Annotated in this window: 1 pseudogene; it reads right to left on the bottom strand. The window is 45.0% G+C overall.

Going from position 1 to position 262, the window contains the following annotated elements:
• Nucleotides 1-262, bottom strand: a pseudogene (locus tag AB4512_RS24610) (aspartate kinase); the annotation flags it as partial.

Genomic DNA, 262 nt, shown 5'->3' with positions numbered 1-262 from the left:
ATTTCTTCCATAGAGGGAAAGTCTAAGGTATCTAATTTTTTAGATTGCTTAACCACTCTAGGATCGCAGGAATATACGCCATCAACGTCGGTATAGATCTGACACTCTTTAGCTTGAAGCGCGCCCGCTAATGCAACGGCCGTGGTATCTGAACCACCTCGCCCTAAGGTTGTGATATCACCTTTCGCGTTAACGCCTTGAAAACCTGCAACAATGACAATCTGGTCATCATCTAACAGCGCTCTAATAGGAGCGGTATCAA

Origin of the sequence: Vibrio sp. 10N.222.52.B7 (assembly GCF_041474275.1) — a bacterium.
In the GTDB taxonomy this organism is placed as follows: domain Bacteria; phylum Pseudomonadota; class Gammaproteobacteria; order Enterobacterales; family Vibrionaceae; genus Vibrio; species Vibrio crassostreae_C.
Note: the sequence above shows the minus strand (reverse complement) of the source record. Positions and strands in the feature narration are given on the sequence as shown.